This is a genomic window from Niallia sp. RD1, from assembly GCF_024219955.1.
In the GTDB taxonomy this organism is placed as follows: Bacteria; Bacillota; Bacilli; order Bacillales; family Cytobacillaceae; genus Niallia; species Niallia alba.
In genome coordinates, this window is the sequence record NZ_CP100420.1 from 3,327,537 (window position 1) to 3,344,679 (window position 17,143).

A 17,143-nucleotide genomic window follows, 5' to 3' on the forward strand; every position below is an offset into this window, starting at 1 on the left:
AAGTTCTTTTAAGTAGCCGATGATTATTATAGCTGCTCTAATATGAAATTACATACATGAAAAGTCTGCAAAGAGGAAAAATATATACATTCGTAATTAATCACCCCATACTACTGAATAACGAGGTTTCGTGGACGTTAATATTGGGAAGGGGTAAGGAAAGATAGGAAAAGTGAATTTGTCAGAAAAATATTTCAGGTTACATAGATGTGCATAATGAGAAAGATGAAATCTAAGATTGTTAAACCTGAAATTAAAGGAGATGAATAAAGCCAAGTGGAATTTTATCAAAAGGAAAAAGATGTCGTATTAAAGGATTTACAGTCATCTGAACAAGGATTATCAACAGATAAGGTAAAGAGTCTTTTGGAAAAAGAAGGATATAACGAGCTGAAAGATAAAGAAAAAGTACCAACATGGAAGCTCTTTTTAGAAACATTTAAAGATCCTATGGTTATTGTGTTGTTAGTAGTAATTGTTATTCAATTAATTATGGGGAAGTTTGTAGAATCACTCATCATTTTTTTAGTTTTATTGCTAAATTCTGTAATTAGTGTCATTCAAACTAAAAAAGCTGAAAGTTCACTAGATGCGCTGCGAAGTATGAGTGCTCCTGAAGCAAAAGTAAGACGTGATAATACAAATAGCACGATTCCTGCAAGAGAGTTAGTACCAGGAGATATCGTTTTTCTAGAAGCTGGTGATTATGTTCCAGCAGATGGGCGGATTTTGGAAAGTGGTTCTTTAAAAGTTAATGAAGGGATGTTAACAGGAGAATCAGAAGCAATAGAGAAACAAGAAAAAGTGATTACGGAGGATTCTGCGCTTGGTGATCGTATCAATATGGTTTATAGCAGTTCCCTAGTCGTGTATGGTCGAGGTACTTTCGTCGTAACAGGAACTGGAGAAAAAACCGAAATTGGTAAAATTGCTGATATGCTTAACACAGCAGAAGAGAAGCAAACACCTTTACAGCAAAAACTTGCAGATTTCAGTAAAAAATTAGGAGTAGGAATTCTTATTTTATCTGTTCTGATCTTTGCTATCCAAGCGTTAAGAATATGGTTAGGAGATGAAACGGTTGACGTTACGACTTCCATTCTTAATGCGTTATTATTCGCAGTTGCTGTAGCAGTAGCAGCCATTCCAGAAGCATTATCTTCTATTGTTACTATAGTTCTATCGGTTGGAACGAATAAAATGGCAAAGCAAAGTGCGATTATTCGAAAGTTACCTGCAGTCGAAACATTAGGATCGACCAGTGTTATATGTACAGATAAGACAGGGACTTTGACACAAAATAAAATGACCGTAACGGATTATTTTATTCCAGAAGGGGAAAGGGAGCACTTGCCACCGGATCCTTTTCAGTGGAACCATTCGGAAAAACTTTTGTTAAATATTGCAGTACTTTGTAATGATTCATATATAAATAAAGAAAATAGAGAAGTGGGAGATCCAACAGAAGTTGCGCTTATTAACTTTTATAATGATGGCAAAAGGAATTATGAAGAGGTACGCTCTCGATATCCGAGAGAAGCGGAACTGCCTTTTGATTCAGATCGAAAGTTAATGTCTACTATTAATACGATTGATAACCAACGTCTAATGCTCATAAAAGGCGGCCCAGATGTTATGTTTAATCGGGCGACAAAAATATTGGTTAATGAAAAGGAAGAACCGTTTACAAATGAATGGTTAAAGAAACTGCAGGGGGCTAATGAGGATTTTTCAAATCAAGCATTAAGGGTTCTTGCATATGGATATAAACATGTGCCGCAGGATAAGACAACTATAACGGAAGAGGATGAGTCTGAAATAATCCTTGTTGGTTTAACAGCAATGATGGATCCGCCGCGAGATGCCGTATACGCATCGATAGAGCAAACGAAAGATGCTGGTATTCGAACAGTTATGATCACTGGAGACCATAAAACAACTGCCCAAGCAATTGGGCGTAAAATTGGATTAATGCAAGAAAATGATATTGCGTTAACTGGTCAAGAATTAGATGCATTATCAGAAGAAGAGCTAGATCAAAAATTAGAAAGCATTTCTGTTTATGCTCGTGTCTCGCCAGAAAATAAAATAAGAATTGTTAGAGCATGGCAAAAGAAAAATCGAATTGTTGCGATGACTGGTGATGGTGTCAATGATGCTCCAGCATTAAAACAGGCTGATATTGGTATTGCAATGGGAAGTGGTACAGATGTTGCCAAAGATTCAGCTGATATGATTCTTACAGATGATAATTTCGTGTCAATCGTTAATGCAGTTGGAGTAGGAAGAACTGTTTTTGACAATATCAAAAAATCAATTGGGTACTTGTTTGCAGGGAATTTTGGGGCAATAATTGCTATATTGTTTGCAGTCATTGCTGGTTGGGCAAATCCATTTACGGCTTTACAGCTGTTATTTATAAACTTAGTTAATGATTCTTTACCTGCTATTGCTCTTGGGATGGAGAAATCAGAGCCAGGAGTAATGAAGCGCAAACCAAGAGATGTCAAAGAAGGAATCTTTGCAGGAGGAACGCTTCGTGCAGTCGTTACAAGAGGGATTTTGATTGGTGTAGCAGTAATCATTGCCCATTATATCGGTTTGCAGCATTCCGATGAATTAGGAGTAGCTATGGCTTTCACCACATTAATTCTTTCGCGGTCATTGCAAACTTTTGCTGCTAGATCTAGTACACAAACGATTATTGGTGTCGGCTTATTTTCCAATAAATATGTTTTAGGAGCAGTGGGAATATGTTTCTTCCTATATCTAATCACTATTTTGCCATTCGCTAGAGAAGTGTTCGCTATCCCTCCTTCATTTGGTTTACATGAATGGTTAATAGCAACAGGATTAGCAATTGCTGCTGTGATTGGGATGGAAATAATGAAAGTGATTATGGTGAAGTTATTACGTAAATAAAGAAAAAACTATCTGGAAATATGCGATCGAATTGTTTAGAGAGTATATTCTAGATAGTTTTTTTAAAATAGACAACCATTTAACACAATCAAAAAAGTTTTCGTGATACTATAAAGAAAAACAATGTTAATGGATGGCAACATTGTAAAAAGGAGAGGAAGCAAAATATGTTGGCAAAAGAAACAACGACGATTGGCTTTATTGGTACAGGTGTTATGGGGAAAAGTATGGCAAGACATTTATTGCATGCAGGTTATCCTGTTATTGTACATAATCGTACAAAAGAAAAGGCGTCTGATCTTATAGCAGAAGGAGCGGATTGGGCCGATAGTCCGCATGAAATCGCTTCTAAAGCCAATGTAATCATAACAATTATTGGGTATCCAAAAGATGTTGAGGAAGTATATTTAGGTGAACTTGGTTTAGTTAAAAATGCAAGAGAAAATACATATCTAATAGATATGACGACATCTACTCCGAGCCTTGCGAAAAGAATATATGAGGAAGCGAAAAAGAAAAATATCTATACCTTAGATGCACCTGTTAGTGGTGGAGATGTGGGTGCAAGAGATGCAAAATTATCGATTATGGTTGGAGGAGACGAGGCTGTTTTTAAAGAACTTCAGTCAATATTTGAAATGCTTGGAACCAACATTGTTTACCAAGGACCAGCAGGAGCTGGCCAACATACAAAAATGTGCAACCAAATAGCAATTGCTTCGAATATGATTGGTGTAACAGAAGCGATTGTGTATGCAAAGAAAGCAGGATTAGATCCAGAAAAAGTTCTACAGAGCATTACAAGTGGAACCGCAGGCAGTTTCTCTTTGAGTAATTTAGCGCCAAGAATGATTAAAGGTGATTTTGAGCCAGGATTCTATATCAAGCATTTTATTAAAGATATGAGAATTGCGCTGGAAGAGGCAGAAGGAATGAATATGGAGACACCAGGGCTATCACTTGCTGAAACACTGTATAGTCATTTATCAGCAAAAGGTGAAGATGAGAGTGGCACACAGGCTTTATATAAATATTGGGATCGATAAAAAAACAGCTTCCACCTCTGATGTTTGCAGAGATGGAAACTGTTTTTCTTATTTTTCTAGATAGTTTTTTATATATTCCTCTAATCGATTACATGCTTCAGTCAATGTTTCCATTGAATACGCAAACGAAATGCGGAAGTATCCTTCTCCTAGTTCGGAAAAAGCACTTCCTGGTACAACGGCTAAATTAACTTTATTAACTAAATCAAGACAAAAATCAAAGGAATTCATTTGATCTGTCGGTACTTTGATAAAAAAGTAAAATGCACCATCTGGCATAACGATATCGAAGCCGATAGAAGATAAGCGATCATATAGATATTTTCTTCTCTCTCTATAATCATCTCTCATTGGTTTGGCATCATCGATACCGGTAGTTAATGCTTCTAAAGCAGCTCTTTGAGAGATAGAAGAAGCGCATGTTACATTATATTGATGAACTTTTATTATTTGCTGACTGAGGATTGTTGGAGCAAATAACAAACCAACTCTCCATCCAGTCATACTATGTGACTTAGATAGTCCATTAATTACAATCGTTTGTTCACGAAGGTATTGAGCAATAGACACATGCTCTTGATCGTATAATAATTCGCTGTAAATTTCATCGGCTAAAATAAAGATGTCTTTTTCTCGAATTAGATCAGCTATTTCTATTAATTCTTTTTCCGTAAGGCTAACCCCTGTAGGATTTGATGGATAGGGTAGAACAATACATCTTGTTTTTTCTGTGATGTATTTCTTTATAACATCAGCTGTAAAACGAAAAGAAGTATGACGAATATCAGCATATACAGGAGTTGCACCACATAAACGGATAATGGGCTCATAGCCAGGATACACTGGTCCTGGAAGAATTACTTCGACATCTTGGTCGAGGATAGTCCGAAATGTAACGTCAATTGCTTCACTAGCTCCCACTGTGACAATTACTTCTGTAGAAGGGTCATAGGAAAGATTATATTTTTTATTTACAAACTGTGATGCTGCTTTTCGTAGAGCAAGATCTCCAGCGTTATGTGTGTAGGATGTATAATTTTCATCAATGGAAGTTTTAGCAGCTTCTTTAATATGTAGAGGGGTTGGAAAATCTGGTTGACCTATTGTTAAAGAAATCATCCCTTCTTTTCCGGCAACCATATTAGAGAACTTTCTGATACCAGAAATCTCAATATTTTTAACTTTTTTATTGATTAAATGTTCCATATTAAGTCTCCTATCGTAACGTATTCTATAATGATATCAAAAGCGATGATTAATGAAAATACATAGACAAATAAAAAGAGCAGGTACTTGAAAAATCTTTCCCTGCTCGAAGCTTAATATTATATTCTTAATAACCATACTCCCAATCAACATCTTCTTCAATAAATAATAATTGTTCATGGGATGATTGATCAGAATGAGTCTCTATGGATTTGGTTGTAAGGTTCTTTTCATCTGATTTTTTCCATGTGTCCAAATCGATATTTTCTAAAAATGTGACGGATAAATCATCGTGAAAAAGAATTGCAGTACCCTTCATTGTGTACTCGTCCCCTCTTAAAGTGATTTAACAAAAATATCTTAACTTCTTTATTCACATCTTACACTTTTAGCATATGCCAATCGTATAAAATCGTCTAGGACTTTGTTAGATATTTCACGAAATAGAAAAAAATATTTAAACGTTTTATGAACATTTTTAGAAAACAGCTTTGTTTAAAAATTGTAAATCTACTAAACGTTTCATAAAAAAGGTTGTTTAGAGAATAAATACCAATTATCATATTAGAAGGAGGGGAAAATAAATGGTTACAACAATACAAATAGAAGAAAATGAAAAGCATCCACAATATGCTGGATTTTGGATTCGTTTCGGGGCATGGGCAATCGATAGTATCATTCTCGGTATACCTTTACTAATTCTTTCGAATGTTATCTTTGCTCTGTTTGTGAATTCAATGGAAGTTCCTGAGGAATTATTGATTGATCCAACGAGTATAGATACGTTATCTGATGCTGAAATTTTATCAATCGCTGGTCCTATGATGCTTGCTTTCTTTGGAACGATGATCGTATGTATGATATTTAGTCTTTTTTACTATACTCTGTTTCATGCATCTAAATGGCAAGCTACAATTGGAAAAAAACTATTAGGCTTAAAGGTAACGGATAAAAATGGAAAGAGACTTTCTTTCTGGAGAAGCTTAGGGAGATACTTAGTTTCTAGTCTATTATCAAGTATTTTGTTAATTGGTTTCATACTTGCAGCATTTACAGAGAAAAAACAAGCATTACATGATTTAATAGTAGGTTCAGTTGTAATCAAAAAATAATTCCGATCACATCTGTTAAAAAATCCATCATGGAAGTGGTGATCACAAACATGATGGATAACCAAAAGGTTCTGAAGCAGACAAACGAGAGGGTGTTATTGCGTTTTAACATACCCGATATTGGAGAGGAGAGCTTAACGGATGGAACCGATAACCAATAAAGTTAAACTAGAAAAAAAGGGATTGGCATTATATTTTTCTTTGCCAATACTTTCGTGGGCACTCTATGATGCTGCTAATACTATTTTTTCGTCTAATATTAATACAATCTTTTTCCCCTTATATTTGCAAGAAATCGTAGGTTCAGATGAAGTACAGAAACAAATAGCCTCAACTTTTATTTCCTATGCCAATGCACTAGCAAGTTTTCTATTAGTCATTTTTACGCCTTTATTTGGTGTAATGATGGACAGAACTGGAAAAAAGAAAAAGTATATTGTAATTTTAACATTACTAACTGTAATAGGTACGATTGCAATGGGGATTTTTTCGTTTATTCCATTTACACAAATGATGTTTGGAATCCCAATGTCTTTAATACTTGTCATTCTTTTTTTTGTACTATCTAAATTTACGTATCATTCCAGTCTGGTGTTTTATGATACGATGATTTCTGATTTAGGAACCAAAGAACAGATTCCGTTAATTTCTGGGTTTGGTGTAGCAATAGGTTATTTTGGAACACTTATCGGCCTATCTGTTTATTTGTTTATGGACGATGGAGCATATAATCAATCTTTTATTCCAACTGGTATTCTTTTTTTGCTGTTATCTTTGCCATTATTTATTTTCATAAAGGATACACCAAAGGAAAATGTTCCAAAGCAATCTGTTCTATCAGGATATCGTGAAATACTCGAAACCTTTAAGCAAATGAAGAATTATCGGAAGATTTTTATTTTTATGCTTGCCTATTTTTTTCTCAATGATGCGTTAGCTACTACTATTGCAATGATGTCAGTATATGCAAATGCGGTTATTGGTATTAGTACTGGTAAGTTTATTATTCTTTATCTTGTGTCCACCATCGCAAGTATTATTGGTTCTTTTATTTTTGGATATATAACGAAAAGTATTGGAGCTTATCGAGCTGTGCGCTATGTAGGGATTTTATTAGTTATTGCGCTGATCATTGCAACGATTGCTTGGAATGAAGGGTTATTCTGGGTAGCTGGAAGTCTATTTGGAGTGGCATTAGGTAGCATGTGGGTAACGACAAGAACGTACATAGTCGAAATTACTCCAGAAGAAAAACGAGGACAATTTTTTGGGCTGTTTGCCTTTTCTGGTAAAGTATCTTCTATTCTCGGTCCTTTATTATATGGAACTATTACATTTGCTTTTGCTGATTTAGGAAATACAGCAAGTAGAATGGCACTAGGATCGTTAATTATCTTAACTATTATCGGGTTAGTTATTCATGCACGTGTGAAGGAAGAATGATAGGAAAATAAGTTAGGTTGTTCATAAGAGTAAACAAAATGTAAATGTTCCGTCAGAGGGAGGATAATTTGCATGATTATTACTTAAATGAACAGCCTTTTTACATACCGCAAAAAATCCATCAAATGAGAAATTTGGACGAACTACTTTAAGAATAGCTAATAAATCCGATATAAAGGATAGGTATATAATATTAGTTAGTCGATTTTCATAACGGAATGAATTTTTTAAAACGCCGAAAGGACAAGAATATATGAAAAATGATAAAGGGATACTTTTAGAAACTGGCACAAATGAATTAGAAATTGTTGAGTTTAGCGTAGGAAAGAATCACTTTGGTATAAATGTGATTAAAGTGAAGGAAATTATTAACCCAGTTCCCATTACTCCAATTCCACATGCACACCCGTATGTAGAAGGAATTGTGGAGCTAAGAGGGGAAGTTTTAACAGTTGTTAATCTTGCAAATGTTTTAGGATATTCGCCTTCTGAAACCCCGGAAAAAGATAAATATATTGTTTCGGAATTTAATAAAACAAAAATAATTTTCCATGTCCATAATGTAACCCAGATTCATCGTATATCATGGGAAAATATTGAAAAACCATCCGAAACTTATTACGGTACGGAGAGTCAAATTATTGGGGTAGTCAAATTAAACGGTGAGATGATTCTGTTACTTGATTTCGAGAAAATTGTTGTAGATATTAACCCTGAATCTGGGATAAATGTTCAGCAAGTAAAAAAATTAGGAGACAGAAAGAGAAGTGACAAGAAACTAATTGTCGTGGAAGATTCTGCACTTTTAAGAAAATTGTTAGAAGACACTTTAAATGCAGCTGGATTTCAGCATATAACATTTTTTGAAAACGGTCGTGAAGCATTAAACTATTTGACGAAAAAAGTGGAGGAAGGTAATTCAGTAGATGAAGTTGCTCAATTGATGATTACTGATATCGAAATGCCTCAAATGGACGGGCATCATTTAACAAAAGTAGTCAAAGATAATGCAAACTTAGCACAATTGCCTGTTGTTATATTCTCTTCTTTAATTACAGATGATTTAAGACATAAAGGACAGGTAGTTGGAGCAAATGCTCAAGTAAGTAAACCAGAAATTAATGAATTAATTCATATTATTGATAATAATATTTTATAAAAGCTTACTACCAAATAGAAAATATTATTATGTGAAGAAAAATAGCCAAGCTAGGTTGAACTAGTTCGGCTATTTTTTAGTTCAGCTATTTTTTAAAGAATTGTTGTTTTTAATCGGAAAAATGAAGGAGTCGGGAAAATAGAGCAGCCGGAATGGTGAAAGCAATATTAATAACTTTCACCAAGCTTTTTAAAAACAGGTTTTTGGTATTTCTTTTTGCGGGTAGTTTGATTTGGTGATGTCTCTTCTTTTAGCCCAGTATAGGTGGATAAAAGTTTTTTTGATTGTGTTAAGGAAAGAGTTGATTTGGGATTTCGAACACTTTGATTGAGAGATCCTAAATGTGGCAATTCCTCAAAATCCTTTTTAGTCGGAGGTAAATGAAATGTATAGTTTTCACATGCAATCAATAAATCTGATTGTTGTTGACTATATCTTGGATTATTTGAGAAGTGTAGACCAATTTTTTTTGCTTTGCCTTCTGCTAATAGTTTATGTAAACTATCATGTTTTAATTTATATAGGAATTTTGGGTTTGGTGCTGTCTTTGCATGACGATTTACGACAGATATTGCCTGTAGAAGGTTTTCAACCGTAAGTTGTATTGGTGGTGGATATTTTTGCTGCTTATTCAATCGCCTAACTCTCCTTTCTATTGATTTGTACAAGTAATTATACTATTTTTGCGAAAGAAAGGGAATAAAAAGAGCATATCTTTTCTACTATGTCCTCGTTAATGGAGCAAATGAAGATTGATTAACGCCTCTTTCAAGAATAAACATAATTTTTTATCTATTTAAGTACAGAATCCCATGCAGTTGCCGATAAAAATAGTAAAAGAAAAGTAGAGGCATGGTGAAGAGTGCTTACCATTGTGCCGAAGTTTGTTGAAATGAAATTTACTTTTAATCGATTTTATCTTTTAAAAAAGGTGTTTTCTAAAACAAAATAATAATTGCTGCGTGTAAGGAATGAAATGGATGGACAAATATAACAAGAATATTACAAGTGAGAACATGATAGCTCAATCCAAATCAAATATAGAGAATATCATTTTTGAAATTATTTTTATGTATATAAAAGATATGGTCTTTATTATGAAAGTAGAAAAAGGGAAAACTTTTCGCTATATTTTTGTAAATGAAGCTGCATTGTTATTTGCTAAATTACCAATTGACTTTATTGGAAAAAAGCTTCAAGAGGTTTCAACTGGGGAAACGGCTGCTATATTGCAACAGGAATATTCGATTGTATGTGAGACAAAACAAAATCATAGTTATATAGATCAAATCAAGGCGGAAAATGGGGGGATTATTCATGCAGAATCTGTTTTAACACCCATTTTGGATGAGCAAGATGAAGTGAAGTACATTGTTTCTATTACGAGAGATATCACAGAGTCTATAATGGAAAAACGACAGCTGCATGAAAGCAAACAAAGATATCGATCATTAATAGAAAATAACTTAGATGCAGTCTTTACTGTTGATTTAGATGGAGTTATTCATGATATTAATCCAGCTGGTTTAAAGTTAATTGGGAGAAGCGAGGAAGAACAACCTATCTTTTCGCTTTATGAACTAATAAATGAGGAAAATACCCTTTTCTATGATAGCTTTAGAAAATGCAAACTAACGGAATCATCGCAATCTATCGATTGTAAGCTAATAAGCCATAATGGTAACAAAATGTCTGTTCATACGAAATTCGTTCCAATTAAAGTAAATCATGCAACTAGAGGTATTTATGTTATCTTAAGAGATATTTCAGAACGAACCAAAACAGCAGAAAAGATACGTTATATGTCATTTCATGATCAGCTAACTGGTCTTTATAATAGACGGGCGCTGATGGAAGATATAAATCTTGAAATTAAAAGAGCAGAAACCGAGCAAGTAGCTTTTGCTTTAATGACTATTGATTTAGATCGGTTTAAATACATCAACGATACATTTGGCCATATTGTTGGAGATCAAATTCTTTTAAAAGTTGCAGAAAGGTTATTAGAGTTTAAAAATTATAGATGTCATGTGTATCGACAAGGAGGAGACGAATTTAATATTCTCCTATCCAATACAAATAGACAGGAAACAGCAAGCTTTGCTCAGCGTATAATCTCAAGTTTTGCTAATTCATTTTATTTAAATTCTCATGAATACTATATAAGTCCGAGTATTGGAATAAGTATGTATCCACATGATGGTGAGAATATTGAAACAGTAATTAAGAATGCAGATGAAGCACTATTTCGTGTAAAAGAAAGAGGCAAAGCGCATTATCAATTTTATCGTTCTGATATGACTTCAAGTCTAAGCAATGTAATATCATTAGAAACAAAGTTGCGAAAAGCGATCCAAAAAAAGGAACTTAAATTATATTATCAGCCACAAATTGATTTAAATGGTTATACATTTAACAGCTTTGAGGCACTATTAAGATGGGAAAGCCTCTCTTTAGGAGTGGTTGCTCCCAATGATTTTATCCCCCTTGCAGAAGATACAGGTCTCATTATTTCAATTGGTAATTGGGTAATTGAAACAGCATGTGAGCAGATAAAAGTTTGGAAAGCACTATATAATAAAGATGTACGAATAGCTGTGAATATTTCTCCGAAGCAATTTCAGCAACCTAATTTTATAGAAGTAATTCGTACTTCTATTCAAAAGTTTAAGATTAAGCCATCCATGTTAGAAATCGAGATTACAGAAGGACTTATGGGGAATATTAAAGAAGCAATTCCGGTGTTTGTCAAGATAGTTGTCGCATTTAACTTGTTTACTAGTGTAAGAACGTAAGGGTAACTACCGCGCTTTGCTTGGTGGCCTTCTCATCAAAGAACAGAATTCATTCTGTTCTTTGATGAGAAGGGAATGGGTAGTTCAAGCTCAGTCGCAGTGGGGCTATTTTGTTCCATCCTTTTCTATCTTGTCCTTTATTGGGTTTAAAGCCACTGAATCATGTGCACTCCAGTCTCTAGTTGAGCGCGTCCAACGTTCTGGATGCTTTTGTTTCGCTAGTTCATAAACTTCTTTGCGCTTTTTCAGTATCCCAATATGCGCACCTGTGTGGCATTGTTCTGGCGTCACAAAATTTATACCACTGTGTAAATGTATACAGTTATACCAATTCACAAATCTTAATGCCCATTCACGTGCAGCCTCAAGTGTTTCAAAGCCTCTGTACGGGAATTCAGGTCGATATTTCAGAGTCCGAAACATTGCTTCAGAATAGGGATTGTCATTACTTACTCTTGGTCTTGAATAAGAGCTTTGGATCCCTAATTTTTCAAGTAATACCTGAAATGTTGCGGCTTTCATGGGACTGCCATTATCGGAATGTAAAACGAGTGGTTTACCTTGGATTTTTTCACTAATAATCGTCTTCTTCATTAAATCTTCAGCGTGTTTTGCCTCCTCTGACTCCCAAATCTCCCAACCTACGATTTTTCTACTAAAAATATCGATAATTAAGTAGAGTCGATAAAACAAGCCTTTCACCGGCCCTTTTAACCACGTTATATCCCATGTCCATACCTGGTTTGGGGCTACTGCTAAATGACTTTCTGGTAATCTACCCTCGGGCTTTTTGCTTCTTCCCCGATGATTTTGCATTTTATGCTCACGAAGAACTCTATAAAAGCTAGATTCGGAGGCGATATAAATGCATTGATCTGCTAATTTTGGCACGATTTGAGTAGGCGGTAGGTCTACAAATTCCTCTTTTTTAACAACCTCCAGTATCTCTTGTTTTTCCTCTATCGTTAATTTATTTTTTGGCTCTGGACGTAACGCAATAGGGCGTTGATCCTCCTTGATTCCACCTTCTGAAATCCAGCGTTCATAGGTGCGAACGCTAATGTTCAATTCTTTACACGCCGGGGCTAATCGCGCACCATTTTGGTTTGCTTCTTGGATGAGTTCTACTGCTAGTGCGCGATCTGACGGGCTGATCATTCGTCCTCTTGGTCCCCCCAGATCGCTTGGGCCTTTTTTCTTAATAGTAATAAGGCTGCAGCTTCTGCCAATGCTTTTTCTTTTTTACGCAAATCTTTCTCTAATGCCTTTCCTCGCTTTTTCTCCTCTTTTAATTCTTGATTTAACTGCTTTGTTTGACTAGATTCTCGCCCATTTGCATTAAGGCATGAATCTCGCCATGCGTCAATCTGTTCTTTATAAAGTCCCTTTTTTCGACAATACTCCGCTAGCTCCGCACCATTCATTGAGTATGTTTCCATAACTATGAGAAACTTATCTTCACTGCTCCAGTGTTCAGAACTTTGTCCATCTCCGGGTGTGGGGTTTCCAGATGATCTAGCCTCTTTTCTCCACTTGTAAAGCGTGGGTTCAGTAATGCCCAACTCTTCACTTAATTGGCCAACCGATTCATTAGTGGGGGGCATCATTCTCTTAATAATTGATGCTTTCTCTTCCTTTGTATAACGTTTACCATTATTACTTTTCATGTCGATCAACCTCCGTGTATGATTTAAACTATACACTAAAGTTCCCTACGACATCTATCCTAACAGAGGGGGATTCCTATCCTACGAAAATTAAAGGAGTTAGGTGTTATTATTTCAGTTGATGATTTTGGAACTGGGTATTCTTCGCTTAGCTATATTAAACAATTTCCAATTGATGTTTTAAAGATTGATCAGTCTTTTGTAAAAGATGTTGTTACAAATGCTAAGGATGCTGCTATTACGACAACTATTATTCACTTAGGACAAAATTTAGGAATGGAAGTTATTGCAGAAGGTGTAGAAAATAAAGAGCAAGAAGATTTCTTAAAGAAGGCAAATTGCCAAAAAGCACAAGGATATTATTATTCCAAGCCATTGACATGCGAAGCTGCAGAACAGTTTCTTAGGGGATTCTAAACATGTTTGTTGATTTGAATCATAAACTTATATTAGAGAGTAAATTATCATTGATAAATATCATTTCTGTTACGAAAGAAAGCTTGTGATAACTTAAACTAGTCAGTCAATCCATTAAAAATTAAGTTTGAAGTTCCCTTTTTTCCTTTGTAATTTTTAAAATGTACGAGGTTTTAGTAAAGAGTGCGTTGATTGCATTTTATATTCTTGATTTCCGCGGAAATAAAAAGGGTTTCCCTTCCCTTATTTACTAGAAAAACAAGAGTATTTAATACAATCAACGCGAGTAGTAGAGTTTATTTATAAGATGTATATTCTAACCTTTACCGATAACTAATTGCTCTTGATTTTAAAGCATGCCAAGATTTAATGAAGGTTTTTTTCTCCACTTTTACATTTTTCTTGCCTGATAAGGGATCGTTTAAGTAAACATGATTATTATTGAAGCCAACTAAAACAACAGCATGCAAATCCAATGGAGTTTTAATGGTCTTTCCATTATGTTTCCATGATTCCCATCTATCAGGTAAACGATAATCACCAGTAGTCCAAACTACAATGGGGTAACCATTTTCTACATGTCTTTCTATAGCTTGAAATGAATGATTTGTTAAGTTAACAGCTCTTTCTGGAAGGTATTTGTTAACTAGATCTTCCATTGGTTTATCAAATACGGCATATCCAGGATTTTTTCCCGTCATGTCGCCAACAAAACCAATTGATGGATCTCCCCATTTGATAATATCTCCATTTTTTCGCACTAATGGATCTAAGTCTTTTTGAATATTTTTATAAAGATCCATTTTCGTTACTTTAACACCAGCATAGTTTAAGACCATTGTTAAACTAGTCACTTCGCATCCATAGCGTAATTCTGGATTTTGTTTTATTAATGGAACATCTAGCTGGATATTTTTATTTGAGTTTAATACTGGATTGACTACTTCTGTTTTTGGTTTTGTGTTGTCTTCAATGTGGAAATATTCCCAAGTTTGCTCTGATCCAAAAAAGGGAGCGAGCAAAAGTAATAGTTTAAACAACTGCATATACTACCTCTTTCTTGCCAACTCCTAATTTTATCATACGAAGTTTCCGCTAAAATATAAGGACATATTATTACCAAGGGAGACAGGTTTATTTCGTGTTAGCTTATCGAAAATAATACCTTATAAGAGAAGAAAAGCTGAATTAATCAGAAAATAGAAAGAATTTTCTATCATTATTTTTATAACCAAGAATTTATATGATATAATAAGGTTTATTTTAATCTTAGAACAAAGCGAAGAACCTTTGCGTACTGTCTAACAAATGAATTTGACCATAGAAAATGACATTTAACCAATGAAAAGAAATTATTCAATCAAATTATAATGATTTCAAATCAGAAGCAATAAGCAAAGGAGCTAGCCGTTCTAAAAAGGGAGGCTATCAAAATATGGATGCTTTGGATATTTTGACTGATTTAGAAAATGTCATCCCTTATTTTCAAGCTATTTTTAGTGCTGATGAACATCGCGTTATTGGATATGAAGTGTTAGGAAGATATAATGGGGCAGATGGAGTGGAGAGTCTTGGAGACTTTTTTCTTGATGAAGGAATCCCAGATGAATATAAGTTAGAAGTTGACCAAGTAATTTTGACAAAAGCATTGGATAAAGCGCTATCGCTTGATGAGGATGTCTTGCTCTTTATCAATAGAGATGCACAAATACTAATGAAAGACGATGGGGAAAGTTTTTTAGAAACATTATTGGAATATGAAGGGAAGGGAATCAAGCTTGATCGAATTGTCCTTGAGATATCTGAGAGAAATTATCATGGACAATTTTATCATTTAGATCATTTATTAATTTACTATCGCACTTATGGGATTAAGATTGCCATTGATAAAATGGGAAGTGATAGTAGTAGTTATCTTGATCGAATAAGTGAGTTAGCGCCTGATATTCTAAAAATTGATTTATTGGCTTTGCGATCTACTTCCACTTCGCATACTTATCAAAATGTTTTATATTCCTTGTCTATGCTTGCTCGAAAAATTGGTGCTACCTTATTATTTGAAAATATCGAGATGGTTTATCAGCTTCAATTTGCTTGGAAAAATGGTGGGAGATTTTATCAAGGATATTATTTACATTATCCCGAGGCGAGTTTCACCGATCGTAATATTAGAAAAGAAACGTTGAAAAATCTGTTTCATGAATTCATTATTTCAGAAAAGAAAAAACTCTCAACTATTTTTGATTTAACAGAGAAGTTTCAGGGTCAATTACAAGTATTGCTCGTCAAATATAAGAAATATTCTTCTTACGAAGAGCTTTTGAAATTACTTACAGCTGAGTTAACTGATGTGGCTTTTCGAATGTATGTATGTGATGAAGACGGCTTTCAGAAATCAGCGAATATTATTAAATATGACAATGATTGGATTATTCAGCCTGAATATGCAAACAAAAATTGGAGTTGGCGACCATATTTTTTAGAAAATATTATCAAGATGCGGAATGAAAAAAAAGGAATTTTATCTGATTTATATAGTGATATTGAAACAGGAGAAACGGTCAGAACGTATTCGTATCCTTTGAATGCAAAAGAATATTTATTTATAGATCTATCCTATAATTTTCTTGATCGTATGAAATTATTGCTTAATTAGAAACAAGCTGAAGAGATTTTCTCTTCAGCTTGTTTTATTAGGTAGAGAAAGGGTATTAGGAATAATAATTAAGTGGTATCCGCAAACGGAGAAGGGGAGGATATGATGAAAAAAAGCTTCTTTATTTTATTGATTATTTCAGTATGGAGCATTTATCCATATTCCATACATGCCACCAGCCATTTAACAAGTAGGAATGAAGTAGTTACTTTTGTAGAAAAAGCATTTAGGGCACAAGTATCTTTAAGTAAAGAAGCGAGAGAGATGGAGGAGATGAAAGAAATACTGGAACCTTATTTTTCAGATAATTTCATCTATTTGTTTCTAAATGAAAACTTGACTGGAGAACAGGGAAAGTTTTATACATTTGGGAATGAATTTGGCAAATACTATCTTCCATATTATCAGTTCTCGGAACAAACCACTATTGATATAGATAAAGAGAGAAATAGTATTCTCCTATATGAGTATTATGAACCAATTGTATTCGGAGACAAAATATACGAAGGGGCTTATGAAGGAATTCTAATAAGAAAGCTGAATGACAGATGGCTTATAACGAATATGCTTTCAGATAAAGAGGTAAGATCCATTTTAAATAGTAAGGAAGAAAACTATAGCACATTGGTGTATATGCCGTTATTTTCAATCGAAAATCAAGTTACATACATTTCGAAGAAGAATAAACAATCTCAAGTTTTAACTATCAATAGAATGTAG

12 protein-coding genes and 2 pseudogenes are annotated in these 17,143 nt (G+C 34.3%); 9 read left to right on the forward strand and 5 right to left on the reverse strand.

Annotation, left to right across the window (positions count from 1 at the left end; all coding sequences use genetic code 11):
• Nucleotides 1–276: 276 nt before the first annotated feature.
• Both NKG37_RS15785 and NKG37_RS15790 read left to right on the forward strand, forming a co-directional pair.
• Nucleotides 277–2,922 (forward strand): cation-translocating P-type ATPase, encoded by a 2,646-nt coding sequence (locus NKG37_RS15785; RefSeq protein WP_169188323.1) that lies wholly within the window; start codon nt 277–279, stop codon nt 2,920–2,922.
• Nucleotides 2,923–3,089: 167 nt separating this feature from the next.
• On the forward strand, nt 3,090–3,968 hold the full coding sequence (locus NKG37_RS15790; protein WP_254414925.1) for an NAD(P)-dependent oxidoreductase: 879 nt from the start codon (nt 3,090–3,092) through the stop codon (nt 3,966–3,968).
• 48 nt (nt 3,969–4,016) lie between these two features.
• Here NKG37_RS15790 and NKG37_RS15795 read toward each other — a convergent pair whose 3' ends face one another.
• Nucleotides 4,017–5,174 (reverse strand): aminotransferase A, encoded by a 1,158-nt coding sequence (locus tag NKG37_RS15795; protein ID WP_169188325.1) that lies wholly within the window; start codon nt 5,172–5,174, stop codon nt 4,017–4,019.
• A gap of 127 nt (nt 5,175–5,301) precedes the next feature.
• A complete protein-coding gene (locus NKG37_RS15800) occupies nt 5,302–5,493 on the reverse strand; it encodes a hypothetical protein (RefSeq protein WP_016200933.1) in 192 nt (63 codons plus the stop codon).
• A gap of 265 nt (nt 5,494–5,758) precedes the next feature.
• Here NKG37_RS15800 and NKG37_RS15805 point away from each other — a divergent pair, with 265 nt between their 5' ends.
• From NKG37_RS15805 to NKG37_RS15815, 3 genes are all read left to right on the forward strand, one after another.
• A complete protein-coding gene (locus NKG37_RS15805; RefSeq protein ID WP_101730091.1) occupies nt 5,759–6,286 on the forward strand; it encodes an RDD family protein in 528 nt (175 codons plus the stop codon).
• Between the two features lie 141 nt (nt 6,287–6,427).
• Nucleotides 6,428–7,729: an MFS transporter gene (locus tag NKG37_RS15810; RefSeq protein ID WP_101730090.1), complete on the forward strand. Its 1,302-nt coding sequence runs from the start codon at nt 6,428–6,430 to the stop codon at nt 7,727–7,729.
• Between the two features lie 253 nt (nt 7,730–7,982).
• Nucleotides 7,983–8,888, forward strand: a complete 906-nt coding sequence (locus tag NKG37_RS15815) for a chemotaxis protein (protein ID WP_101730089.1) — start codon at nt 7,983–7,985, stop codon at nt 8,886–8,888.
• Nucleotides 8,889–9,055: 167 nt separating this feature from the next.
• Here the strand turns inward: NKG37_RS15815 and NKG37_RS15820 are convergent, their stop codons facing one another.
• Nucleotides 9,056–9,523: a YkyB family protein gene (locus tag NKG37_RS15820; protein WP_101730088.1), complete on the reverse strand. Its 468-nt coding sequence runs from the start codon at nt 9,521–9,523 to the stop codon at nt 9,056–9,058.
• Between the two features lie 345 nt (nt 9,524–9,868).
• Here NKG37_RS15820 and NKG37_RS15825 point away from each other — a divergent pair, with 345 nt between their 5' ends.
• On the forward strand, nt 9,869–11,683 hold the full coding sequence (locus NKG37_RS15825; RefSeq protein WP_254414926.1) for a sensor domain-containing protein: 1,815 nt from the start codon (nt 9,869–9,871) through the stop codon (nt 11,681–11,683).
• Between the two features lie 105 nt (nt 11,684–11,788).
• Here the strand turns inward: NKG37_RS15825 and NKG37_RS15830 are convergent.
• A pseudogene (locus NKG37_RS15830) lies at nt 11,789–13,350 on the reverse strand (IS3 family transposase).
• Nucleotides 13,351–13,437: 87 nt separating this feature from the next.
• Between NKG37_RS15830 and NKG37_RS15835 the strand changes: the two are divergent.
• Nucleotides 13,438–13,767: pseudogene (locus NKG37_RS15835) on the forward strand (EAL domain-containing protein); the annotation flags it as partial.
• A gap of 323 nt (nt 13,768–14,090) precedes the next feature.
• Here NKG37_RS15835 and NKG37_RS15840 read toward each other — a convergent pair.
• The gene (locus NKG37_RS15840; RefSeq protein ID WP_101730087.1) at nt 14,091–14,813 is read right to left on the reverse strand and encodes a C39 family peptidase; all 723 of its coding nucleotides are present in this window, start codon (nt 14,811–14,813) and stop codon (nt 14,091–14,093) included.
• Between the two features lie 389 nt (nt 14,814–15,202).
• On the opposite strand from NKG37_RS15840, the gene NKG37_RS15845 reads away from it, so the two are divergent.
• Together NKG37_RS15845 and NKG37_RS15850 are read left to right on the forward strand one after the other, a co-directional pair.
• Nucleotides 15,203–16,423: an EAL domain-containing protein gene (locus tag NKG37_RS15845; protein WP_169188328.1), complete on the forward strand. Its 1,221-nt coding sequence runs from the start codon at nt 15,203–15,205 to the stop codon at nt 16,421–16,423.
• Nucleotides 16,424–16,528: 105 nt separating this feature from the next.
• Nucleotides 16,529–17,143 carry a DUF3993 domain-containing protein gene (locus NKG37_RS15850; protein WP_254414927.1) on the forward strand — a complete coding sequence of 205 codons (615 nt, stop codon included), beginning with the start codon at nt 16,529–16,531 and terminating at the stop codon, nt 17,141–17,143.